This window comes from Hymenobacter sp. M1-2 (assembly GCF_057808495.1).
Genome location: NZ_JBTYZO010000020.1, coordinates 95,821 through 118,514 on the forward strand (window position 1 = coordinate 95,821; position 22,694 = coordinate 118,514).

The following is a 22,694-nucleotide window of genomic DNA, read 5'->3' on the forward strand; positions in this document are numbered from 1 at the left end:
TCGGAAGCCGGGTCAGCCATAGTGCGTGCCATTGCGCTGCCAGATTTTCAACACGATGAACCCAATCAACATTCCGCCCAAATGCGCGAAGTGCGCCACATTGTCGCCAGGTGTGCGGTGCAGGCCGGAGTATAGCTCGTAGGCCGTGTACAGAAACACAAACAGCCAGGCTTTGATGGGAATGGGCAGGGGAAAGATGAAAAGTGTCTGCTGCGGAAACAGGAAGCCAAACGCAAACAACACCCCAAACAGCGCCCCGGAAGCCCCCAGCATACCAGCCGAGGGACTATTGAGCACGATGTCGTAGGCATTATCAACAGCTTCGTTGGCATCCTTTAAAATAGCGGTATTGCCAGGGTTGGCCTTCATGGATCTGGCCATTGCTACAGCCCCCGGCTCATAGATAGGATAATGAGCCCGGAAATAATCGGCCAAGGCAATATCCGAAGGCGCCTCATGGAAGGCTAGGCGGGCCTCATTCATTTGGTGCAGTTCGTAGTAGCGCACCCCTTCGTAAAGCACCCCAGCTCCGATGCCACAGATCAGCCAGAACGTCAGAAAACGTTTCGGGCCCCACACGTTCTCCAAAGAAGCGCCAATGAACACCAGTCCCAGCATGTTGGAAATTAGGTGCCCAATGCTACCATGCAGAAACATATACGTTACGAACTGCCACGGCTGAAAGTACACCGACCCCAACGGGTACAGGGCCCCTAATACATCAACCCGCGCCCCGAACTGGCTTTGCAGAAAAAACACCAGTATATTGGCAATAAGCAAGTTGCGGACGATGGGAGTGAGTTGAAACATGAAGTGCGGGGTTGCGCAGATGAAGGTATTGTCGTTGATTTTTGATTTTCCTTACGCTGATTAAACAGATTTCGCCGAGCATATTCTGTGGCTGCCGGTTGCATGCCTGGCCCTTTACCGAGCACTAAGGGGTCCGTTCAAACCACCGGTACGGCAAAATCAACGAGTAAAGAAAGACTGAAGCTGGCTCAGCTCCAGCAAGACCAGGGTGCGACGGCCATCGGGCGTGTAGCCGGGCACCTCGCAGGCAAAGAGCTTATCAACCAAGGTGGTCATTTCGGTGTCGGAGAGGCGGGCGGAGGCAGCCGTGGCAGCCACGCGGCGGGCCAGGGCGCGGGCCATTTGCTCGCGCCGGTCTAGCTTCACGGGGCCGGCGTGGGTGCGAAACTGCTCAATGAGTCCTTCGAGTAGCTCCTTCTCGTCGCGGGCGGGCACGTCGGCCGGGATTCCTTCTACCGCAATGGTGTGTTTGCCAAAGTCGGTGAAGCGGAAGCCGAGGCTGCGTAGAGCTTCTTCTACTTCGCGCAGCACGGCAAAATCCTGGGGCGTGAACGTGACAGTACGCGGAAACAGCAAGGTTTGCGAAGCGCCCGTGTCGCGCTCCAGCGTCTGAGTGTACTGCTCATATAAAATTCGCTCCCGCGTCGCCGCTTGGTCTATCAGCATCAGCCCCGATTTCACGGCCACCAACAGGTACTGCCCGTGCACTTGCAGCACTTTATTGCCGGGGTTGGCGGCGGTTTCGCGTAGCGGCAACTCAGGCGTGGCAGCCGTAGCTACTTGGTTAATTGCTGCTGTTACCTGCGCTGTTAGGGCCGAGGCCGACGGTACCGGCTCGCCTTTGACCGTGGCTTCGCGCTCTACCTCGGGCACGTTCACCTGGCTCAGGGTCTTGTAGAATTCCTCTAGCTCGCGCTTAGCCTGCTCCGTGGGCCGGGGCGGCAGTTGCCGCTCGTAGGCATCGGCCCGGGCGGCGCTGGGGCGGGTTTCGCGGGGTGCGGACGTAGCCGCCTGCGAAGCCGCCGAGGCCAGGGCATCGGGCCGGAAGTCGTCGGCGGAGAAGGAGTTGCTTTGGGGACCGGAAGAACGCAAGGGCTGAATAGGCGCAAAGTTCACGTCGCCCTCGAAGTCCAGGGACGGCGCCATGTTGTGCAGGCCCAGGCTTTGCTTCACCGCCGACCGCACAATGGCGTAGACGGTTTTCTCGTCCTCAAACTTTATTTCCGTCTTAGTGGGGTGCACGTTGATGTCGATGGCCTTGGGGTCGAGGTCCAGAAACAGCACGTAGAACGGGTGCGTCTCCTTGGGCAGCAGCCCCTCGTAGGCCGCCAGCACGGCGTGGTTGAGGTAGGCTGAGCGAATGAAGCGGTTGTTGACGAAGAAGAACTGGTCGCCCCGGCTCTTCTTCGCCGACTCCGGCTTGCCGATAAAGCCCTTCACCGACAGAAACGGCGTCACTTCTTCGCAGGCCGCCAACTGCTCCTTGTAGCCGTTGCCGAGCAGGGATACGATGCGCTGGCTGAGCTTGCCGGCTGGCAGGTTGAACACCTCCATGTCGTTCTGAAACAGCGAAAACGCCATCTGCGAGTTTGCCAGCGCCACGTGCTGAAACTCGTCGAGGATGTGGCGCATCTCCACGGCGTTGCTTTTGAGGAAATTGCGCCGGGCGGGCACGTTAAAGAACAGGTTCTTCACGCTGATGCTGGTGCCATCTGGGCAGGCGGTGGGCTGCTGGCTCGTGATTTGGGAGCCTTCCACGAGCAGCAAGGTGCCGGTTTCGTGCTCGCGTTGTTTGGTACGCAGCTCCACTTGAGCTACGGCGGCAATGCTGGCCAGAGCCTCCCCGCGGAAGCCAAGCGTGCGAATACGGAACAGGTCGTCAGTAGTGCGGATCTTGCTAGTGGCGTGGCGCTCAAGGCTCATGCGCGCGTCGGTGGCACTCATGCCAGAGCCATTATCGACTACTTGCACCAGCTGCTTGCCGGCATCCTTGACGATGAGCTGCACTTGGGTGGCCCCCGCATCGACGGCGTTTTCGAGCAGCTCCTTGACCACCGAAGCCGGACGCTGTACCACTTCCCCGGCGGCAATCTGATTGGCCAAATACTCGGGAAGCAGCTGGATTATGTCAGCCATGGCAGTGATAGAGAAATGATACAAAAGATGAAAAGAAAGGCGGTAACACGTTGAGCAATTGGATTCACTCGTTGAGTTGCCAACCAAGGGCCGGAATTTCTCCGTAAGTTTGCGGCCAACATTCGTGTGCGTTGCGTCGGCTGGAGACCCAGGTTGGCGTGTTGGAAAGAGCGGCAGACCGGATGCCTCGGGCCCACCTCTCACGGTGGCCGGGCCCGCCGGACCACCCTTTTTCCCGCCCGCGAACTGGAACAAAAGTAGGGCGAATTCTGCTTGCTTTCAACCATACTATCATCCGCCAGACACCATCACGGGAGCCCATGCTCAAGGATTTTCGGATTAGAATCTTATTGCTGCTGCTGGCTGCCACGGGTCTCCTCATCTCTTCGGCGGTGCCGTATGAGGACGCCGCTCGCCCCCGTTCCGTGGCGGAGCAGAACTGGGTTGATAGTGTTTTCAGTTCCCTCACCCCCGACCAGCGCCTAGGCCAGCTGTTCATGGTGGCCGCTTACTCCAACAAGGACAAACGGCACGTGCAGAGCATCGAGGCTTTGGTGCGCAACCAGGGCATTGGTGGGCTCATGTTTTTGCAGGGCGGCCCGCGGCGGCAGGCTATTCTCACCAACCGCTACCAAGCGGCCGCCAAAGTACCGCTGCTCATTTCGATGGATGCCGAATGGGGCCTCGACATGCGCCTCGACTCATCGACGCACTTCGCCAAGCAGATGACGCTCGGCGCCATGGACGACGACCAGTACGTGTACCAGATGGGCCGCGAAATTGCCCTCAAAATGAAGACCCTGGGCGTGCACATCAGCTTCTCGCCCGTCGTCGATGTCAATTCCAACCCCGACAACCCGGTTATTGGCAACCGCTCATTTGGTGAAGACAAAGAGCAGGTAGCCAAACGCAGCGTGACCTACATTCGCGGATTGCAGGACCACGGCATCATTGCCGTCGTGAAGCACTTCCCCGGCCACGGCGACACCGACGTGGACTCGCACGTGGCGCTGCCAGTTATAAACTCCGACCTGGCGCGGCTTACCAACGTGGATTTGTACCCGTTTCAGCAGTCTTTTCAGGCCGGCGTGATGGGCGTGATGGTAGGCCACCTGTACATGCCGCTGTTTGATACCGTGCGCTCCGTGTCGGCTACCATCTCCCGGAATCTGGTGACGGGGCTGCTGAAGGAGAAGATGGCCTACAAGGGGCTGGTGTTTACGGACGCGCTCAATATGAAGAGCGTAGCCAACCTCTACAAACCCGGCGAACTGGACGTACTGGCATTGCTGGCCGGCAACGACGTGCTGCTTTTCTCGGAAGACGTACCGATAGCTATTCAGAAGATCAAGGAAAAGCTGGCCGAAGGCAAACTCTCGCAGGAGGAAGTGGACCAGCGGGTGCGCAAGATTCTGCGGGCCAAGTTCTGGGCCGGCCTCAACCATACGCAGCGCATTGACGTGCCCAACCTGATGACCAACCTCAGCCGGCCGCAAAGCCGCACCGTGGCGCAGGAAATCTTCGAGCACGCTACGACCGTCGTCAAAAACAACGACGACCTGCTTCCCTTCCACCGTCTCGATACGCTCCGCATTGCCACCGTAACGGTGGGCGCCGGGGCGGGCAGCACGCTCGGCGAAATTATGGGCAAGTACCAGAACGGGCCGGTGTATCCGGTGCCGAACCGTTACGCGCCGGACTCCACGTTTGCGCGTATTCTGCCGCGCTTGGAGCCTTACAACGTGGTGGTAGTGACGCTGCACAACATGAACAACACGCCCACCCACAACTACGGTTTGGGCGATGGAGCGCTGAAGTTTATCAAGCAATTGCAGGCCAACCCCAAGGTGAAAACCGTGGTGGTGACGATGGGCAATGCTTACGCGCTGAAGTACCTCGACAGCGCCCGTACGCTGGTGTGCGGCTACGAAGACAATTACGCCTCGCAGCTAGTAGTGCCGCAGGTGCTGTTTGGCGCGCTGCCCGCCGTGGGCCGCCTGCCCGTAACCGTAACGCCCGAGCTTCCCGTGGGCACCGGCCTACCCACACCGGACTTGCGCCGCCTGCGCTACGCCACGCCGGAAAGCGAAGGACTGGATTCGCGCGTGCTGGCGCAGATAGACAACATCGCGCTGGAATCGGTGGCGTATGCGGCGGCACCGGGCTGCCAGGTGCTGGTGGCGAAAAATGGCGCCGTCATTTTCGACAAAAGCTACGGCTACTGCACCTACGACAAGACGCAGCCCGTGAACAGCAGCACGCTCTACGACTTGGCTTCGGTGACCAAGGTGGCGGGCACCTTGCAGGCCATCATGTACCTCAAGGACCAGGGCAAGCTCAACCTGGACAGCAAAGTATCGGCTTATCTGCCGGAGCTGAAGCAAACCAACAAGAAGGACATGACCGTGCGCGACGTGCTGCTGCACCAAGCGGGCCTCAAACCCGGCATTCCAACCTGGGAGCGGACCATCACCAAGAACGGCCTCAAGCCTACTTTCTACGCCAGCACCAGCTCGGCAGCGTTTCCCAACGAAGTATCTCCCGACGTATTTAGCTTGCAGACGGCCGAAGATTCGGTGTGGACCTGGGTGCAGCGCTCCGGCTTGTTGCCCAAAGCAAAAGGCAAGTACCCCACCGAGTACAGCGACTTGAGCTTCATTGTGCTGAAGCGCATAGCGGAAAAGCTGCTGAAGCGCTCCATCGAAAACTTCCTGGCCGAAACCTTCTACCAGCCGCTGGGCCTCGGCACCATGAGCTACAACCCGCTGCAAAAGTTTCCCAAGTCCTGCATCGCGCCCACCGAAAACGACACCTACTTCCGCCGCACGCAGCTCCAAGGCACGGTGCACGACCAAACGGCGGCTCTTGTGGGCGGCGTGGGCGGCCACGCGGGACTTTTCGCCAATGCCAACGACTTGGCCATTCTCATGCAAATGAACTTGCAGAATGGCCGCTACGGTGGCATGCGCTACTTCCAAAACCCCGTCGTGACGGAGTTTGCGCGCAGTGCTGAAACGGGCAGCCGCCGCGGCCTAGGCTGGGACCACGGCGACCCAAGCAAGCCCGAAGGCCCCACCAGCAAATTGTCGCCGGCCAGCACCTTCGGCCACACTGGCTTCACGGGCACCTGCGTGTGGATGGACCCCGAAAACAAAATCCTCTACATCTTTCTTTCCAACCGGGTGTACCCCGACGCGGGCAACAATAAGTTGCGCCAATACAACATCCGCACCCGCATTCACGACGTTATCTATAAGTCGCTGCAAAAGACATGATCTGTTGTCCAGCTTTTGTTTTTCTTTGATCCGCAAAAGGCGGCAATGCATCTTCCTCGATGAATTGCCGCCTTTTTTGTAGCACGAAGCTCCAGCTTCGCGCCGCGTGGCTGCTGCACCAACGACTACCATTCAACGACGCCCGAAGCTGGAGCTTCGCGCTACTCTCCTCCGCTACATGAATATCGGCATCGTTTGTTATCCCACTTTTGGCGGCTCCGGCGTGGTGGCCACCGAGTTGGGCAAAGCCCTAGCCCAGCGCGGCCACCGCGTGCACTTCATCACCTACAGCCAGCCGGTTCGTCTCGACTTCTTCAACGAGAACCTGTTCTACCACGAAGTGTACGTGCCGCCCTACCCGCTCTTCCAGTTTCCGCCCTACGAGCTGGCGCTGGCGAGCAAGATGGTCGACATTGTGCAGAACGAGAAGCTCGACGTACTGCACGTGCACTACGCCATTCCGCACGCCTCGGCAGCCTTCATGGCCAAGCAAATCCTGCTCACCCGCGGCATCCGCATCCCAGTCGTCACCACGCTACACGGCACCGATATTACGCTCGTGGGCAAGGATGCCAGCTACGAGCCGGTCGTGACGTTCAGCATCAATCAGTCGGATGGCGTGACGTCGGTTTCGGCGGATTTGCGGCGCGAGACCTACGAGTATTTTGCGGTGGAAAAAGACATTGAGGTGATTCCCAACTTCATCAATCTCAGCCGCTTCCAGAAGCAGAACAAGAGCCACTTCAAAGCGGCCATCGCGCCCGAAGGTGAGAAGCTGCTGGTCCACACCTCCAACTTCCGGTCCGTAAAGCGCGTCGATGACGTGGTGCGCATTTTCGCGGGAGTGCGGGAGCAGCTGCCGGCTAAGCTCCTACTCGTGGGGGATGGGCCAGACCGGCCGCGCATCGAGAAGTTGTGCCGCGAAATCGGCCACTGCAACGACATCCGGTTCCTGGGCAAGCTCGAAGCCGTGGAAGAAGTGCTCAGCATCGCCGACCTATTCTTGATGCCTTCCGAAAAGGAAAGCTTCGGTTTAGCAGCCTTGGAAGCCATGGCTTGCGAAGTGCCCGTCATCAGTACCAACGCCGGCGGCATTCCGGAGCTGAACGTGCACGGCGTGACTGGCATGGTAAGCGAAATCGGCGACGTGGCCGATATGGTCAAGAACTCGCTCTACGTGCTCGACGACGAGAACCTGCCGCGCTTCAAAGCCGCCGCCCGCGCCCAGGCCGAAACCTTCGCCGTCGAGAACATCGTGCCTCTCTACGAAGCCTGCTACCAGCGCGCCATTGATGCCGTGCTGACGGCCGTATAGCAAAGCAAGAAAAGCATTGGCAAAAAAGGCTCTGAAACGTATTCAGAGCCTTTTTTGTGCATATGGTCAAAGAAAGATGTCCGCTACTTCCTGCCAGGTATGCACCCGACGGTAGCGCCTTTCGTGGGCGTTGTGCGGCGCGTCGAAGAGGATGCCTTCCCCGCGAAATCCCTCGAAGTTGTAGGCGTTGTCGTCGATGAGGTAGTCGGCGTTGAGGATGCTTTTGTCGCCGCAGAACACGAAGTTGCGCCACGAAAGAAAATCGAAGTGCTGTTGGAGCCAGTCGTACTTTTCGCGGAAGGAATTGGGAAACTCCATGGCCGCCGTGGTGATGAAGATGTCGTGGCGTTGGGCCATTTCGCGCAGTACTCGCTGGCTGTCGGCTATCACGGGTAAGTTCTGGAAGAAGCCGGGCCGGTTGGGGTAATCGCGCAGAGTGGCTTGGTGTTCGGGCGCCACGGCTTCATGGACGCTTTTGCCGCGTAGCTGTTCACGAGTCAACTGGAGTTGAAATTCCGCTCCGTACCATTCTTGAAACCGGGCAATGGCGTCGGCAATTACCTCGTCCATGTCCACGGCAATGCGTGTCTTAGTCATATCGTAAATGCTTAGCAAAACGAACTTACAACACCAAACAGCCCGCTTTGTCTGGGCTAGCTCCCAAGCTCCGCTGCTAAAACAGCCCGGCTGCTTCGCGCTTCACTATTAGCAGAGCCCGCTCGGTGAGGTCAGTTTCGTCGGCAATCAAGGTTTCGAGGACGCGCTTGGCTAGCTCAGTGCCGCGGCTTTGCTGGGGCTGAGGCAGCGTTTGGTAGGCCTTGTTGATGGCAGTGAGGACATTTTCCTTGGCGGCTTTCACCTCGCCCCACGTGTCGGGACTCATGTAGAGCTGTTGGCTGATGTTGTGCTCGTATTCAGCCCGAATTTCTTGAAGCAGCAGCCGGTGGTATTCGGCGGCGGTTTGGCCGGAACTGCTCAGGCGCACGAGCAGGTTGTTGGGCGTGATACGCTCCAGCAGCAGCGTAACGCGCTCCAGGGCTTGCAGGCGCAGCGGCAAGGTGGTCTTCGAGTTTTCCAGTCGCAACTCAATCAGACGGCGTTGCTGCTCCTTTTCCAGGTATTGCTGCACCAGGTAGAAAATGGAACCCGCCACGAGTAGCGCGGGCAGAATGATTTTGAGCAAGTCGAAAATGTAGGCGGTAGTATCCATGCAAGTGGGGCCGCAACGCGGCAGCGGTGGCTGTGGTGAGTGACAACAAATAAACGGACGGGGAGGGCGAAGGTAGACAAGCTACGTCGATGCTACCGCACAAAAAAGGTGCAGTCCTGCATCTGTTTCGCGCGCCGCAAAGCGCATTAGCTACCCACAAACCAATGACGCGACTTCTCTTTGTATATCACCGGTTTTAGAGTTATTTGTCTTTATCTTTGTCACCCAGTATCTTCCAGCCGGCGTACCTTGCTGGTGTTCACTACTTTTGCTGCCCATGAAGAATCTTCTACTGGCAACTGGCCTACTGCTGTTATCGCCCGATCTTAACGGCGGCGGGCAGACATTGGGGCCGTACCAGTCGCCGCCGGAACAAGATTGGGAGCAAAGCACTGAGTCGTACAACGGGCCGCTCATGCAGACGCTGCGGGACAAGATGGAAGAGAAAGTCTTCAAGCAAATCAACAGCGTCGTGGTTATCAAAAAGGGCAAGCTACTGATTGAGGAGTATTACAACGGCACCACCAACAGCACATTACACGACACACGCTCGGTGGGCAAATCATTTACCTCGGCCCTGACCGGCATTGCGCTGAAAGAAGGCCATTTGCGAAGCATATCTCAGCCCCTTTCTGATTTCTACCGCCTGCCACGGTACCGCAACTACAGCCCCGCCAAAGCCAGCGTCACGCTCGACCAACTACTAACAATGAGCTCGGGCTTTCTAGGTGACGACAACGACGACAAGTCGCCGGGCAACGAAAACAACATGTACCCCAGCCCGAACTGGGTGGAGTGGACGCTCAACCTGCCCATGGCGCCTGACCGCCAACCAGGCGAACAATGGCGCTACTTCACGGCCGGCGTGGTGGTGCTCGGCGACGTACTTAACCAGAAAGTGCCCGGCGGCCTGGAAAAGTACGCCACAGAGAAGCTGTTTCAGCCCCTGGGCATTACGCGCTACCGCTGGAACTACACACCGCAAGGCGTGCCTAGCACTGCCGGCGGCCTGCGCATGACGCCCCTCGATCTGGCCAAGTTCGGGCAGTTGTACAAGAATGGGGGCCTTTGGCACGGGCAACAGATTCTGCCCGCGGGTTGGGTCAAGGAATCCTTCCGGAAGTATCACTCCACGCCCTTCGGCGATTCTTTCGGCTACTTGTGGTGGAATAAGACGTACAAGGTTGGCGGAAAAAAGCGCGAAACGTTCTATTGCAGCGGCAACGGCGGCAACAAAATCTTCGTTTTCACGGACCTCGATTTAGTGGTAGTCGTGACAGCCAGCGCCTATAATCAGCCCTACATGCACAAGCAGGTGGATGAGTTGATGGAGCAATACGTGTTGCCGGCCGTTACGAGCAGCCAGTAGCCACCGTGGCGCGAAACAGATTTCCGCGCTACGCGGAATAGCCTGAACCCCCAACCGACTACTGCTGTTATAGCCACAACGAGTCCGGCGGGAAAGTCACTTCACTCCTGCGCCGACTTCGTATATTTGTCGCCTTACTTCTCTAAACACGAACAACATATGGCAACGGCCGTCTCCACGAAACTTGCTCCCATCAGCCTCACTTCCCGCGCGTTGGAGGAGGTCCGTATTATTCTCACCGAAAAGAACGTGCCCGGCGAATACGGTTTGCGCGTGGGTGTGCAGGGCGGCGGCTGCTCGGGCCTGAGCTACCTGCTCGGCTTCGACAAGCCCAAAGACCAGGACGAAACTTTCGATATCGACGGCGTAACGCTCATCATGGATAAAAAGCACGCCATGTATGTAATGGGCATGGAAGTCGATTTCCAGGATGGCCTCAACGCCCGCGGCTTCGTTTTCAACAACCCCCAGGCTAAAAGCACCTGCGGCTGCGGCTCGTCGTTCTCGGCTTAATTCGCTGCTCAACGCTAGCCGAATCTATTTCGCTGATACAAATGAAAATGCCCTAGCTGCGAGGCTAGGGCATTTTTGTGTTTACGCGCTTGGTGTTGCGTACGAGGCTTTTTAGACATCAAAAAGTCTCGCTTCTCATATCTTACGGTCTCACCTCTCGCTTCTACAGTGAATAACCACCCGAAGCTTCGAGGCGCTGCGCGTTCACCCAGCGGGAACTATCGGAGCAGAGAAAGGCCACTACTCCGCTGATGTCCTCGGGCTCGCCGATGCGGCCTAGCGCGGTTTGGGAAGACATGTAGGCTTCGAGTTGCGGATGGGCTTCCCGCGCCGCTTTCGTGAAATCCGTCTTCACGATGCCCGGCGCCACGATATTGGCCCGAATGCCGCGGCTGCCTAGCTCCTTGGCCAGATATTTCGTGAATACTTCAATGGCGCCTTTCATGGAAGCATACGCCGCGTAACCGGGCGTAGTGAAGCGCGTGAGGCCCGTGGAGAAATTGATGATGCCGCCCCCGTCAGCCAGCAATGGCAATGCCTTTTGAGTCAGGAAGTACACGCCTTTGAAGTGCACGTTCAGTAGCTGATCAAACGCCTCTTCGGTGGTTTCGGCGAAGGGCGAGGCGGCATCGATACCGGCATTGTTGAGCAGGAAGTCGAAGGTGGGGCGCTGCCAGTACTCTTGCAGTTGCTGGCTCACCTGGGCCCAAAAATCATCGAACGAGTGGCTGTCGGCGGTATTGAGTTGCAGAGCTACGGCTTTGCGCCCGTGGCTTTCGATTTCGGCTACTACGGCGGCGGCTTCTTGCTGGCGGCTATGGTAGGTCAGGATGATATCGGTGCCGTTTTGGGCCAGTTCCAGGGCTGCGCTTTTGCCCAGGCCGCGGCTGCCGCCGGTTATCAGGGCTATTTTGTTGGTGGCGTTCATGGGGTTTGTATCACTGATTAAGTACGATACAAAGGTGCGCCCCGCATCCCCGCAAATTCTGGTGACTGTTTCCGTTTAAATGGTAACAGTTTCAGTTTTTTGCGCCCGCTGCTTGGCTAGCTCTTGCTCCCGGTACTGCTTGGGTGTGAGGCCCTCGAAGCGTTTGAAGAACTTCGTGAAGTTGGAAGCATCAAACGTGAGGCCCGCAGCAATTTCGGCAATAGATAGGCTGGTTTCGCGCAGCTGTTGCCGGGCCACGTCCATAATACGCGCCTCGAAGAAGTAACACGGCGAGTGGCCCGTGGTCAGCTTGATGGTGTTGCTCAGGTGCGTAGGATGAATAAATAGGCGCTCCGCAAGGTCGCGCACTTCAAACATCTCCGTAGCCCGCCCAGCCACGATATCGTCTAGGTGCTTGTCCACCTCCCGCAGGTAGTCCGCGGTGATTTCGTGCTGGCGAGCGAGTATTTTCTGCGGAATGCGAGTTGCCATCGAGAGTAAGTTGATGAGGTTTGTAGTAGTAACAACGGGCGGCCGCTTTGTTCGCTCCGGGCAGGCGGCTTTTCGCCGTCCGCCCGGTTGCCATCCGCCCCGAGCGGACAGCCACGATAAGCAGGTGGCTTTTTTTGCCGGATACCGGTGTACGACGAGCGGGCGGGCGGCGAAAAGCCGCCTGCCCGCAGCCCCTACCGCAGTGGCTTGATGCTGATAGCCGCTCCACCACCCGCGGCTAGTTGCAGCTTCAGGGTTGTTTTGCTGTTTACTTTCTGCTTGCGAATCTGATAAGCCATGGGGTTCTGGTCCCAAGATGCGCCTTTGCCATCGGCGTAGATGGTGGCTTCGTAGCGTTGGCCGGGCGTGAGAAAATCGAGCTTCACGTTCTGCTGGCGGGCGTTTTCGTCGGTGATGCTGCCCAGGTACCATTCCTCTTTGCCCTTGGCTTTGCGGGCCGTGGTGAGGTAGTCGCCGGGCTCGGCGGCTAGAATGCGCGTATCATCCCAATCAACGGGTACGTCTTTGATGAACTGGAAGGCGTCGAGGTGCTTTTCGTAGGCTTCGGGCAAGTCGGCGGCCATTTGCAGCGGCGAGTACAGCGTCACGTAGAGGGCCAGCTGCTTCGCCAGTGTGGTGTGCACCTGCCGGCCCTTGTTGGCAGTAGCGTTCCAGGGTTCCAGCTTGATCTGGAAAATGCCGGGCGTGTAGTCCATGGGGCCACCCATGAGGCGGGTGAAGGGCAGAATGGTTTCGTGCTCGGGTGGGTTGCCGGTGCTCCAAGCGTTGAACTCGTTGCCGCGGGCAGCTTCACTAGCCAGCCAGTTGGGATACGTGCGGTGCAAGCCCGTTGGCCGCACCGACTCGTGCATGTCGACCATAATCTGCTGACGGGCCATGTTGGCGGCGGTGCGGTTGTAGTGGTTCACCATCCATTGCCCGTCGTGATGCTCGCCGCGCGGAATGATGCGGCCCACGTAGCCGGTTTTCACGGCGTCGTAGCCGTTCTGCTTCATGAAGCGCAGGGCTTCGTCCTGGCGCCGCTCGTAGTTCGTGACGGAGCTGCTGGTTTCGTGGTGCATCATCACCTTCACGCCCTTGCTGGCGGCGTAGCGCTGCAATTCCTGCACGTCGAAATCCGGGTAGGGCGTCACGAAGTCAAATACTTCTTCCTTCCAGTTGCCGGCCCAGTCTTCCCAGCCCACGTTCCAGCCTTCCACCAACACGCTTTGCAGGCCGTGTTTGGCGGCGAAGTCGATGTAGCGTTTCACGTTGGCGGTGTTGGCCCCGTGGCGGCCGTTGGGTTTGAGTCTGCTCCAATTGGTGCCCGCCAGCTTGATATTGCTGGTATCGGCGTAGTTCCAGCTGGCTTTGTTGACGTGCATCTCCCACCACACGCCCACGAATTTCTGCGGCTTAATCCACTCCGTAGCGGTAAGTGCGGTGGGCTCGTTCAGATTCAGAATAAGCTTGGACGCCAGTACTTCGGGCGCTTTGTTGCTCACCACGATGGTGCGCCAGGGCGTGTGTTCCGGCGCTTGCAAATACGCCTTGGCCCCAGTGGCATCGGGCACGAGCTGACTGCTCAGACCGAAGGCTTGCGTATTCACGTTCAGCATCATGGCCGGGTAGTTGACCAGCGCCGCCTCGTGAATGTTCACGTACAGCCCGTCGTCGGACTTGAGCATGAGCGGCGTTTGGACCGTGGTGGGCGCGGCTTTTAGCTGAATGGGGGTAATAGGAGCAGTATTTACCTCGCTGAGCCGGGTGGTGCTGTAAGTGTATTCGTTGGAATCGTAGTCGCCCGGAATCCAGAAGGCTTTGTGGTTGGCGGGCAGGTTGAACTCCGTCTTCTCGTCCTGTACCACAAGGTAGGTGAGGCCGGCTTGCTGCGGAAACTCGTAGCGAAAACCCAGGCCGTCGTCGTACAGGCGAAAGCGCAATACGAGGCGGCGGCCGGTAGCCGCGGGCTGCTGGAGCGTGACGGCCAGCTCCTTATAGTAGTTGCGAATCTGCTTCACCTCGCCCCACACCGGCGTCCAAGTGTCGTCGTGCTGGCTGGAATCGGTTTGCGCAATGGTGAAACCCTGATCGAGGCCCGGTTGGCTTTGCAGTAATATTCCGAGCCGACTGGGCTTCAGTACCGGCTTCGTTCCGTAGCTGAGCTGGTAGGTTGGCTCACCGGCCGGGCTGAGCTGGAATTTCAGCATGAGCTTGTTGCCGGGTGAATGGATGGTTTGGGCCAGCGCCGGAACGCTCAACAGCGCGGCAGCAAGAAGTAAAGCAGCTTTCGTCATGAACGGGCAGAGAATGTCGGCGGAAGGTAGTTCAATCTACCTAGCTAACCCAAGTCCGAAGCACATAGTTGAGCCCTGACGGGGCGACACATGGCTGGCCGGGTGTCGCCCCGATGGGGCTTGCCTACTATCTTTGCAATCTTCGAAACCGTAATTTAACTAGAGCAATTTCAGCAGCATACATGCTTCTAGCTAGCTCGGAACTGGAAGGCGCAATTGAGCCGGCTCACTCGTATCAGAGCTTGCTCGCTTCACCTTCACTACGAACCACGGTACTGGCTCGGATCCGTTTTGCTCATTATTTAGATAATCGAGTACTGGCTGCCAGTCATCACATTGGTTTAGGAGCCCCCATTCATTTACTTGAAGCTTAAATTTATCTGCCACTTCTTTCCAATCCTGGCACTGAAAACTATGAAAATTGCCGCTTGCTTCCACCGCAATTAAATCGAATCCAATAGTAGTTTCTATCTCGCTGAACTGTTCAACTGTCTTGCGAACAAGTATGTCGTGAAGTCCTGTCGAGCTCAGATTCTCATATTTCACTTCGGCCGTACAATGACTTAAAAATTTCTTAAGCTGCTCTTCCTCGAAGTAGACAGACATCAATTGCACAGAAGGCAAATGTGCGAAAAATTGCTGTTGATACGCTTTTGCTGCATCAACATCCGCAAATACATTAGTGCAGCCTACCCTATTTGCATCATATTTTTCATCTACCCATTCCCGGATATTTTTGATTATCTGATCTGTAATATCAAACTCCTTTTTAATTTTTCGCTCGGTCCTATAGCTTCTAATTGCCCAAGAAAAAGACCAATCAGCTAATAAACTTTTATTGATGCATGTGCTACATGTGTATGATGTTTTACCTTTCTGCAAACCATAATCTATAGCGCGAAGAATAAGTAGATACCAGCCACCGAGATAGTACTGCGCCATGATTTTACTTGATTACTTTATAAGCTAAAACTCCAGCTTTTTGCCTTGCTCCGCGAATGCCAGTTTCAGCTGTAGCTTATTCGCTTCCGTGAGCTCCTTGCGAATGGTAGCTTCGTTGCCCGGCGTCGGCTTTAGGTGAGTGATGACGACTGGCAGCCCGCGCAAGGCATCAAGTCCAGCCAACTGAGCAAGACTGTTCATTTCCTGCATCAATAGTTTGGGCGTGAGGTGGCCGAACAGCTGGGTTACCGGTTGTGCGTTGGGGTACGATACTTCCATGAAAACCGCCCTCAGCTGCCGGGCCTTTACCAACGGTGCCACCGCCTGCCACAACTCCCGCAAATTAGGCGCCTGCTCGATTTCGTCGGCACCAGTGTCGCCGAGGTAGAGGAGGTAACTGTTCTGGCTGCGCACCAGAAAAGCCGTGCTTTGGTAGTTTTTGCCGTGGCTCAGGACGAATGCCTGCACGCTCATTCCGGTGTTTTCGATGGGCGTTGCCTGCCGCGGCGTTAGTTCCCGCAACTGGTATTTCCGTAGCGCGGGCGGGTTGCCACCATTACCGAAATTCGGCCAAGCCCGCCAGTTGAAATAGTCGTTCTGGATGGTTGTGAGGCAGCTGGCTAGGCCGTAGATGGGCTTAGGTGCATCGTCGGGGGAGTTGAGCAGTAGGCCGGCTACATGGTCGAGGTGGGCGTGGGAAATGAGATACGCTTTGATATAGTTGCGCAACACTGTATCGACGGGCACCGCGAAAACCTGGTTGGCAACGGCTTTCTCCGCGCCTGTCCGGAAGCTTCCTGCGTCGAGGCAGACGAAGGTGGTGGTGCCAGCCGGCGCCACTAAGTACGCCGACAGATTGCCTTCTTCAAGGCCACCCTTCACGCCCAGCGGCACCACGGTAAAGGCCGGCGCGGCCGGCCGTTGCGCCAGCACGGCGGGGCCCCAAAGTAGAACCAAAAGAAAGCAGTAACAAAGGCGCATGCGGCGTGGTGGAATAGCAACTGTCTACTGATCTTGCTGACCGGACTGGCGCAGCCATTCTGCCGCCGTCATTTCAAAGCGCACTTCCCCGCTGGCCGTTCGGCCCACGTCTTGCCAGCCGTGGCGGCGGTAAAATTCCTCAGCGCGGGTACCGGGCCCGGTACTGAGCCAGACAGTTTCCGAAGTTTGCGCAAAGTACCAGTTCAGCATGAGCGCGTGCAACTGCTTGCCCACTCCGTGGCCCACGTACTCGGGCCGCACGAAACGGGCCGCACGAAAAGCGCCCAAATGTTATGGTCCTGCAAATCGGCGATGCTAAACCCTACGAGGCGGCCATCTGCCTCGCACACCCAACCTTTCCCACGCCGGGTTAGGTAGTCTTCGCAGTCGGCTACCGTGACCAGGGACCGGTTACGCAGTACATTTTCCGTGACAGAGAAACGCACATCGAAGATTTCTGGGATGTCGGTGAGCTGGGCTTCGCGGTAATGCATGAGCTTCACTTGGGCTGAAGTGGCCGAATCAAAAGCGGCCCGCTATACGGCGGCAAGCTAACAGCTAACACGTGGGGCCTTGAGAAGCCCCGCCTGTGTCGCTTAGCACAGTGCGCAGGTAGAGCTGCCCGAAAGTAGCGGCGGCGGATACCAGCGGCAGAGCGGCCCGGCCGGCGTCCGTGAGGGCGTATTCCACGCGGGGCGGCACCTCACCATAGTTGCATCGGCTGAGTAGCTCGGCATCGGTAAGATACTTCAGCTCCTGCACCAGCATTTTCTCACTGATGCCAGGTAGTACACGTTTCAGCTCTCCAAACCGCAACGGGGCGGCGCTGAGTTGATGCAGAATGAGCAGGCGCCATTTCCCCCCTACCAATTCAAGCGTGGTGCGAATGGGGCAGCGCGGGGTGATGGATACGGGCGTAGAAGCCATTTCTTACTTGGAAGTCAGTACGTGCCATAGCAACCGGTACCTCTAGGCTTTGGTTATTGCGTAGAACTCCCTGTACTCGATGCATCTATGAAACGAATTGCCCTCTTCGGTGGCTCTGGCCTCACCGGCCAGCAATTTCTCAACTTGGCGCTTTCCAAAGGCTACACCGTCCGGGCCCTGGCCCGCGACCCGCTGAAAATCCCGCAACAGTCGCGCAACCTCGAAGTCGTGCGTGGCGACGTACTCGATGCCGCCACCGTAGCCGACACTGTGCGCGACACCGACATCGTGATAAGTTTGTTCGGGCAGGTGAAAGGCTCGCCCAAAGACGTGCAGACGCGCGGCACCGCCAACATTGTGGCGGCCATGAAGCAGCACGGCGTCCGGCGCATCATTAGCCTCTCGGGTGGGGGCCTGCCTTACGCCGAAGACCAACCCAAATTTGCCGACAAGCTCATTCGCGGCATCATGCGCATTGTGGTGCCCCACGTCCTGACCGATGCGCAGGGCCACGCCGAAGTGCTGCGCAACAGCGGCCTAGACTGGGAAATCGTGCGGGGTCCGCGCCTCACCACCGAGCCCGCCAAAGGCAAGTACCGCGTGGGCTGGGTGGGCGTGAATGCCAGCACCAGCGTCGGCCGCGCCGATCTGGCTGATTTCATTCTGCAACAAGTTGAAAGTGAGGAGTTTGTGGGCAAAATGCCGTTCGTGAGCTATTAGCGCGGTTTGCAGAGGAAAGATAGAGCCCCGAGTGACTTGGCATCATCAGCCAGTGGCTCGGGGTTTGTCATTGGGCAGGAAGCAATACGTTGGATAGGAAGACCCGCAAACTCCACTACATTCGCGGCCTTCTCCCCTTCTCTTTCGTCATGCAGGTATACACGTTTTGGGCCCGAGCAACGCAGGATTACGCGGCAGCAAATGGAAACCCCGCCTCCCCGGCCTATGCCGGCAGCGACGTTAGCCTCGCTGATGCTCAACGGCAAGCCGCTGAACTGTTGCGGCAACGCCCTGAGTGGCTACAAACCAACAAAAATTGGTTGCGGGAATATCCGGTTGGTTCGCGGCCGTTGCGGGAGCAGCTGGAACAACGCCTACTGAACGACCGGAGAGAACTAATAGCGGCCATTACGCGCAATCACTACGGCAGCCGGGTGCTCAATTCAACTCAGGTGATGTTCATCGACGTTGACGACCGGGATTTGCAACGGCCGGCCCCCGACGCCACGCCGTTTAGTTTGCTTGGTTTCTTCAAACGGCTGTTCAACCCGCCGCCACCCGCACCGCCGCTGGTGCCGCGCGAGCAGCTCGACTTGCGGCTGGCAGCGTGGCTGCAACTATATCCGGGGTGGAATTTTCGAGTGTACCGGACGCGCCTGGGGTTTCGGCTGCTCGTGACGCACCAGCTGCTGGCCCCGGCTAGCTCAGAGGCGCAAGAGGTATTTACGGCCCTGCGAGCCGACGACACGTACGTGCGCATGTGCCTGGCCCAGGATTGTTACCGCGCCCGCCTAGAGCCCAAGCCCTGGCGCATTCGCTTTCACCGGCCGCCCCATCCTTTCCCCTACGACACGCCCGAGCAGCTACTGGAGCACCAACACTGGATAGCGCAGTACGCCGCTCACAGCCAAGGCTATTCTGTGTGCGAATGGGTGGGCGAGTACGGCAGCGGCCAAACCTGCGCCGAAGCCCGGCAGCTAATCGACTTGCACGATGCTGCCTGCGTTGGCACAAACCCACTAGCATAACCTTGCCGAATAATCACAGGCAAAGAACTAGCTGAAATCGTAAGGGTAGCCAATTTCCTGCAAGTCCGTTTCCAGTAGCGCCCAGTCTTCTACTTCGGTCACTAGGGCCAGCACCATTGCCTTCGTCAGCGTTTCACCCCGATAGATCTGAGCTACGACGGCCGGATCAAGGAGCTTTTTATTCTCATCTTCGTCGTAGTACTCCGTAGCCCACTCCACATAGGTTTCGGGTTTGCCGTCGAAGATGAATAGCAGCTCATCTGAGCTGTCCTCGGCGTCGGGGTCTAGTACGCCGGTTTGCCAGCCGTGCGCGGGCGTGTACCAAAGGCAACACGTGGTGCCGATGGAATTTATTGGTTCTCCAAAGATGAATTCATCGAAAGCGTCGGGCAAGCCGCGTGTCACCTGGGCTTTGTCGGGCTGGTCGGCGCCGTGAGCGTAGCCATTGATGACGCAGCCTTCTTGGCGGAAGAGCACCAACATTTGGTCGGCTTCGCCGTCGTTCATCTCGAAACACTCCTCGCCTTCCCCCCAAAGCTTATTGTAACTATAGTAGCGGTATTCCCACTCCGGCGAGTTGATGGCGTCAAGCACGGACAAGGCTTTGCAGAGCTGCTGTAGCGAGGCGGCATCGGGCAAGTCGGTATAGTTCTGGCTGGAAATCATGGCAAAAAATTGCTTGGGGCTGTTTTGCGGTTGGCAGCCTTCCAGGGCTAAAGCTCTGGGCTAGGCAGCGAGTTATTCGGCATCCAAGTGAAAATGGATGTAGTTAAACGGCTCCGCATGAGTTTAGGCGGAATGTCTGCGCGGTATTTTATTCGACCTGTTGCCCAAATATCTCTACTTCAATAAGTCTTGGTCATATCCTGCGGCACTACCAACACAAAATCGGCTTTCTGCTCGTGCGCCTTATCTAGCTTGGCCAGCTGCTCCTGCGAAACGGTGCTGATGGTCAGCACTTTCAGCTTGGGATTGGCTTGGCGCAAATAGGCTAGAATACCGTCGTGGTTGTCGGAGTGGTAGGCGCCGTTGACGTGGAACAGCAGATGGTTGGCGGGCCGGGCTTGGTTCAGGAAGTGCGCCATTGTGGCGTCTTTAAGGGCCTGGGCCTGAATGATGTTCTGCACGCCTGCCGCGTGAGCCCCGTCACCCCCGAACATCTTCGCCATGTTTTTGTAGCCGGGCAGCTCGTAATCGACTTGCACGGGCAGCGGAGCCATCCAGGCTTTTTCAGCAGCCGGCAGAGCGTCCAGCGCGGCCAGGCTGCCTTTGGCGACTAGCGAGGCGTAGCGGCGCGGCACGTTGGTGCCCACTACGCGGAATTTCTGCTGCCGGGCCAATTGCACGAGCGGCCTGTAATCGGTGCCGTAATTGGGCCAGGGGCGGGTTTGGCGCTCGAAGGTGCTGTCGGCCAGCTCGCCGGTGGTGTATTGGTCTACGAGGGGCTGCACGTCGCGCTCGAACATCTCCAGGCCCAGCACCAACTGGCCCTGTTTCAGCCGAGTGAGGTCTTTGGCGAGCTGCAATTCCAGCCAGTGCGCGATAGGGTCGTTGTGCTGCTCCCCGAAGAAAACCACGTCGGCGGCAGCCAGCGACTTGAGCATTTGGTCGTAGCTGCTGGCTTTGCCGGTGGCCGTGAAGAGGCGGTAGGCGGGCTTTTCGTCGGTGGCCCGTAACGTGAAGCTGCCCAGCAGCAGCAAGCAGAACCCGGCGAGTAATTGCTGAGATAGAGTTTTTATCGGCATCTACGAAGATACTCCGCCTCCGCGAACCGCTACGTCTGCGCCGAAGTATCGAGACATGAGATGTAAGACAGCGAGATATGAGAAGTGAGATAGACATATGCTCATCAGAATTTTACAGATATGTTCGTGTGCCTGTAGTTCGCTGCTTATGAATGCTTAGCTGGAGACTCTGTTGCTACGTTGCTACTCCCGCGACATATATAGCAAACCCAAGTTGGGGAGTAGGGCGTTGAGCCCCGGAGGGGCGGCATATCGGTAGTAAGAACAACGATATAAATGTGTACAAGCCCCGTCGGGGCGACACCAAATCGTTGAACGGGTTGTGTCGCCCCGATGGGGCTTTGGCCAACGTTACAGGCGTATTTCTACCGATATGCCGCCCCTCCGGGGCTCAACGCCCTACTCCCAACTTTGGTTAGCAAGCAAAAGCCTCGACACCACTAGGAGGCCAAGGCTTGAGCAAAGAAATACGTAGGTCTAATCAGCAGCAACTTACCCCTTGTAGAACATCCAGCGCGACAGTTCGCGGTAGTTGACCTTCTTACCGTACATTAAAATACCAACGCGGTAGATGCGCCCGGCCAGCCAGGTAGTGAACACGAAACCTAGCACTAGTAAGCCCATCGACAGACCTAGCTGCCACATCGGTACGCCCCCAAACGGCAGGCGCATCATCATGGCAATGGGCGAGGTAAAGGGAATCATCGACATCCACACCGCCACCGAGCCGTTAGGGTTGGTGGTAAGGATGGCCTGCGATACCACGAAGGTGAGCACCAGCGGCATGGTCACGGGCAGCATGAATTGCTGCGTATCCGTGTCATTATCCACGGCCGAGCCGATGGCGCCGAATAGTGCCCCGTAGAACAAGTAGCCGCCCAGGAAATAGAAGAGGAAGCACCCCACGATGAGCGGCACGTTCAAGTCAGCGTTGCGTAGGGCGCTGGTGAACTTGGCCGCCACGTTGGCTTCTTTCTTGGCTGATTTCTCTTGAGCAGTATTGGCACTAACAACGGCCGTAGTGCGTGCCAGCCGGTCTTCGGCCATTTTCTCGGGGCTCACCGAGCGCGCCATCACGGAAGTAATTCCTATCGACAGCACCACCCACAGCGCAAGCTGCGTGAAGCCCACAGCCGCAATGCCCAGCACTTTGCCCATCATCAGTTCGAAAGGCTTCACCGAGGAAATGACCACCTCCACAATACGGCTGGTCTTTTCTTCCATCACGCCCCGCATGATTTGGACGCCGTAAATGAAGATGAACATATAAATGAGAAAACCACAGAAGTAAGCTACGCCGGTGCTCACGCCGGTGCTGGAGCTTTTCTCGCCGTCGTCGCTCAGGCTGATTGTCTCCAAGTCCACGTCGGCCTTGAGCTTGTCGAGGGTGGCCCGGTCAATGCCCGACTGGGCTAGGCGCTGATTCTCAACTTGCTGGTTTACGGCGCGGTTGATGTCCCGCTCCAACGACACGCCCAAACCCTTGCGCGAAAACACCTGGAAGCCAGCGGGACTGGCCAGGTCCACCTTCGGAATATAGAGTAGCGCGTCGTACTTGCCTTTTTTGAACTCCGTCTTGGCTTGGCTCAGATCTGGAGTGATGCGCACGAAGCGAAGGTCGTTTTTGGGCTCGGGCAGTTGGCCGGCAAACAAGTTGCCCGCGTCGGCTACGGCTACCGTTTTGTCTTTGTCCGACATGCGGGCAATAAGCAGCGGCACGGCAAAAAGCGCCACCGTGAGCAGCGGCCCAATCAAGGACATGATGATAAAGCTCTTCTTGCGCACCCGCGAAAGGTATTCGCGCTGAAAAACGAGTCCGATCTTATTCATGGGGTGATTAGGTGATTAAGTGAGTAGGTGATTGGGCAGAAAGGTGAGTAGGTAATGAACCTAAATTGCGGAGTGGCCGCGTAGCGGTGACAGATTTGTAGACCCCAGTCGGTTCGGGTGGGTTGCGCCGCGTAGCGGTGCCAGAGCCGCCAGCCGATCTGGCACCGCTACGCGGC

At 57.5% G+C, this 22,694-nt stretch carries 20 protein-coding genes; 6 read left to right on the top strand and 14 right to left on the bottom strand.

Annotated features, from left to right (window positions below):
* Window positions 1-12: 12 nt before the first annotated feature.
* Both ACYSMN_RS18620 and mutL read right to left on the bottom strand, forming a co-directional pair.
* Window positions 13-810 carry a rhomboid family intramembrane serine protease gene (locus tag ACYSMN_RS18620; protein WP_488925423.1) on the bottom strand — a complete coding sequence of 266 codons (798 nt, stop codon included), beginning with the start codon at window positions 808-810 and terminating at the stop codon, window positions 13-15.
* A 159-nt stretch (window positions 811-969) separates the two neighbouring features.
* Complete coding sequence (gene mutL, locus ACYSMN_RS18625; RefSeq protein ID WP_488925424.1) at window positions 970-2,946, bottom strand: DNA mismatch repair endonuclease MutL; 1,977 nt, start codon at window positions 2,944-2,946, stop codon at window positions 970-972.
* Between the two features lie 320 nt (window positions 2,947-3,266).
* On the opposite strand from mutL, the gene ACYSMN_RS18630 reads away from it, so the two are divergent.
* Window positions 3,267-6,221: a serine hydrolase domain-containing protein gene (locus tag ACYSMN_RS18630; protein ID WP_488925425.1), complete on the top strand. Its 2,955-nt coding sequence runs from the start codon at window positions 3,267-3,269 to the stop codon at window positions 6,219-6,221.
* 178 nt (window positions 6,222-6,399) lie between these two features.
* Window positions 6,400-7,536 carry an N-acetyl-alpha-D-glucosaminyl L-malate synthase BshA gene (bshA, locus tag ACYSMN_RS18635; RefSeq protein ID WP_488925426.1) on the top strand — a complete coding sequence of 379 codons (1,137 nt, stop codon included), beginning with the start codon at window positions 6,400-6,402 and terminating at the stop codon, window positions 7,534-7,536.
* A 66-nt stretch (window positions 7,537-7,602) separates the two neighbouring features.
* Here bshA and ACYSMN_RS18640 read toward each other — a convergent pair whose 3' ends face one another.
* Window positions 7,603-8,133: a 5' nucleotidase, NT5C type gene (locus tag ACYSMN_RS18640; RefSeq protein ID WP_488925427.1), complete on the bottom strand. Its 531-nt coding sequence runs from the start codon at window positions 8,131-8,133 to the stop codon at window positions 7,603-7,605.
* Window positions 8,134-8,209: 76 nt separating this feature from the next.
* Window positions 8,210-8,746 carry a DUF7935 family protein gene (locus ACYSMN_RS18645; protein ID WP_488925428.1) on the bottom strand — a complete coding sequence of 179 codons (537 nt, stop codon included), beginning with the start codon at window positions 8,744-8,746 and terminating at the stop codon, window positions 8,210-8,212.
* Window positions 8,747-9,023: 277 nt separating this feature from the next.
* Here ACYSMN_RS18645 and ACYSMN_RS18650 point away from each other — a divergent pair, with 277 nt between their 5' ends.
* Complete coding sequence (locus ACYSMN_RS18650) at window positions 9,024-10,115, top strand: serine hydrolase domain-containing protein (RefSeq protein ID WP_488925429.1); 1,092 nt, start codon at window positions 9,024-9,026, stop codon at window positions 10,113-10,115.
* A gap of 159 nt (window positions 10,116-10,274) precedes the next feature.
* On the top strand, window positions 10,275-10,628 hold the full coding sequence (locus ACYSMN_RS18655) for a HesB/IscA family protein (RefSeq protein WP_488925430.1): 354 nt from the start codon (window positions 10,275-10,277) through the stop codon (window positions 10,626-10,628).
* 163 nt (window positions 10,629-10,791) lie between these two features.
* Here the strand turns inward: ACYSMN_RS18655 and ACYSMN_RS18660 are convergent, their stop codons facing one another.
* From ACYSMN_RS18660 to ACYSMN_RS18690, 7 genes are all read right to left on the bottom strand, one after another.
* A complete protein-coding gene (locus tag ACYSMN_RS18660; RefSeq protein WP_488925431.1) occupies window positions 10,792-11,556 on the bottom strand; it encodes an SDR family oxidoreductase in 765 nt (254 codons plus the stop codon).
* 75 nt (window positions 11,557-11,631) lie between these two features.
* Window positions 11,632-12,048, bottom strand: coding sequence for a helix-turn-helix domain-containing protein (locus ACYSMN_RS18665; RefSeq protein ID WP_488925432.1), 417 nt, complete (start codon window positions 12,046-12,048; stop codon window positions 11,632-11,634).
* Between the two features lie 194 nt (window positions 12,049-12,242).
* Window positions 12,243-14,345, bottom strand: coding sequence for a glycoside hydrolase family 97 protein (locus tag ACYSMN_RS18670; RefSeq protein WP_488925433.1), 2,103 nt, complete (start codon window positions 14,343-14,345; stop codon window positions 12,243-12,245).
* Window positions 14,346-14,537: 192 nt separating this feature from the next.
* Window positions 14,538-15,287, bottom strand: a complete 750-nt coding sequence (locus ACYSMN_RS18675; RefSeq protein WP_488925434.1) for a hypothetical protein — start codon at window positions 15,285-15,287, stop codon at window positions 14,538-14,540.
* Between the two features lie 24 nt (window positions 15,288-15,311).
* Window positions 15,312-16,244 (bottom strand): MBL fold metallo-hydrolase, encoded by a 933-nt coding sequence (locus ACYSMN_RS18680; RefSeq protein ID WP_488925435.1) that lies wholly within the window; start codon window positions 16,242-16,244, stop codon window positions 15,312-15,314.
* Between the two features lie 48 nt (window positions 16,245-16,292).
* The gene (locus tag ACYSMN_RS18685) at window positions 16,293-16,556 is read right to left on the bottom strand and encodes a GNAT family N-acetyltransferase (RefSeq protein WP_488925436.1); all 264 of its coding nucleotides are present in this window, start codon (window positions 16,554-16,556) and stop codon (window positions 16,293-16,295) included.
* A gap of 270 nt (window positions 16,557-16,826) precedes the next feature.
* Window positions 16,827-17,195 (bottom strand): winged helix-turn-helix transcriptional regulator, encoded by a 369-nt coding sequence (locus ACYSMN_RS18690; RefSeq protein ID WP_488925437.1) that lies wholly within the window; start codon window positions 17,193-17,195, stop codon window positions 16,827-16,829.
* 87 nt (window positions 17,196-17,282) lie between these two features.
* Here ACYSMN_RS18690 and ACYSMN_RS18695 point away from each other — a divergent pair, with 87 nt between their 5' ends.
* Window positions 17,283-17,915: an NAD(P)-dependent oxidoreductase gene (locus ACYSMN_RS18695; RefSeq protein WP_488925438.1), complete on the top strand. Its 633-nt coding sequence runs from the start codon at window positions 17,283-17,285 to the stop codon at window positions 17,913-17,915.
* A 149-nt stretch (window positions 17,916-18,064) separates the two neighbouring features.
* On the top strand, window positions 18,065-18,943 hold the full coding sequence (locus tag ACYSMN_RS18700; protein ID WP_488925439.1) for a hypothetical protein: 879 nt from the start codon (window positions 18,065-18,067) through the stop codon (window positions 18,941-18,943).
* Window positions 18,944-18,970: 27 nt separating this feature from the next.
* Here the strand turns inward: ACYSMN_RS18700 and ACYSMN_RS18705 are convergent, their stop codons facing one another.
* From ACYSMN_RS18705 to ACYSMN_RS18715, 3 genes are all read right to left on the bottom strand, one after another.
* A complete protein-coding gene (locus tag ACYSMN_RS18705) occupies window positions 18,971-19,609 on the bottom strand; it encodes a hypothetical protein (RefSeq protein ID WP_488925440.1) in 639 nt (212 codons plus the stop codon).
* A gap of 179 nt (window positions 19,610-19,788) precedes the next feature.
* Window positions 19,789-20,688 (bottom strand): ChaN family lipoprotein, encoded by a 900-nt coding sequence (locus tag ACYSMN_RS18710; protein WP_488925441.1) that lies wholly within the window; start codon window positions 20,686-20,688, stop codon window positions 19,789-19,791.
* A 492-nt stretch (window positions 20,689-21,180) separates the two neighbouring features.
* Window positions 21,181-22,518: an ABC transporter permease gene (locus tag ACYSMN_RS18715; RefSeq protein ID WP_488925442.1), complete on the bottom strand. Its 1,338-nt coding sequence runs from the start codon at window positions 22,516-22,518 to the stop codon at window positions 21,181-21,183.
* Window positions 22,519-22,694: the final 176 nt, after the last annotated feature.